Annotated in this window: 1 pseudogene; it reads left to right on the top strand. The window is 67.3% G+C overall.

Features of this window, described 5'->3' with window-relative positions:
- Positions 1 to 42: 42 nt before the first annotated feature.
- Positions 43 to 602 (top strand): annotated as a pseudogene (locus tag MTQ12_RS14825) (IS3 family transposase); the annotation flags it as partial.
- Positions 603 to 737 lie beyond the last annotated feature (135 nt).

The raw sequence follows: 737 nt of genomic DNA, 5'->3' as shown, positions 1-737 counted from the left end.
GGTTTGATGCCGCTGCTGTTTAAGTCCGGAAGGATGGACAGCATGCCGAAGAAGATCGATCCCCAGCTGCGCGCGAGGTGCGTGCGGCTCGTGCGGGACCACGCCCAGGAGTACCCCACCTTGACCGCGGCGACGGCCGCGGTCGCTCGCCAGGAAGGTGTCTCACGTGAGTCCGTGCGGCGCTGGCTGGCGCAGGCCGAGGTCGACGACGGGACCCGGCCCGGCGTCACGAGAGAGGAGTCCGTCGAGGTGAAGCGGCTGAAGGCGGAGGTCAAGCGGCTGCGTGAGGACAACGAGATCCTGCGCCGGGCCTCGATTTTCTTCGCGGGGGAGCTCGACCCCCGCAACCGCTGATCCTCGCGTTCATCGACGAGATGAGGGCCGAGGGCTACGCAGTCGAGTCGATCCTCTGCGTCCTGCGCCAGCAGGGCTTGGGGATCGCTGCACGGACCTACCGGGCCTGGAAGAGGCCGGCCCGCATCGCTGCCAGGACGGTCACAGACGCGCTGGTCGAGGACAAGATCCGCGACCTGGCCTGGAGGTTCAACGAGGCCACCGGGCGGATGCAGATGACGCCGGAGGGCCTGTACGGGCGGCGGAAGTGGGTTGCTGTTTAGCCGCGGGGTTTGGTAGCGTGCGTGGGACGGTCCGGTAGCACTGGCGGGTGGAATCGGTAGCGCTTGCGGGTGTTGTGTTCCAGGATTGCTTTCACCTGCAGCCAACGGAGGCTGCACTGG

Origin of the sequence: Brevibacterium sp. R8603A2 (genome assembly GCF_023072605.1) — a bacterium.
GTDB classification, from domain to species: Bacteria; Actinomycetota; Actinomycetes; order Actinomycetales; family Brevibacteriaceae; genus Brevibacterium; species Brevibacterium pityocampae.
The sequence above is the reverse complement of the archived record's forward strand: the minus strand, read 5'-3'. Positions and strand labels throughout refer to the sequence as shown.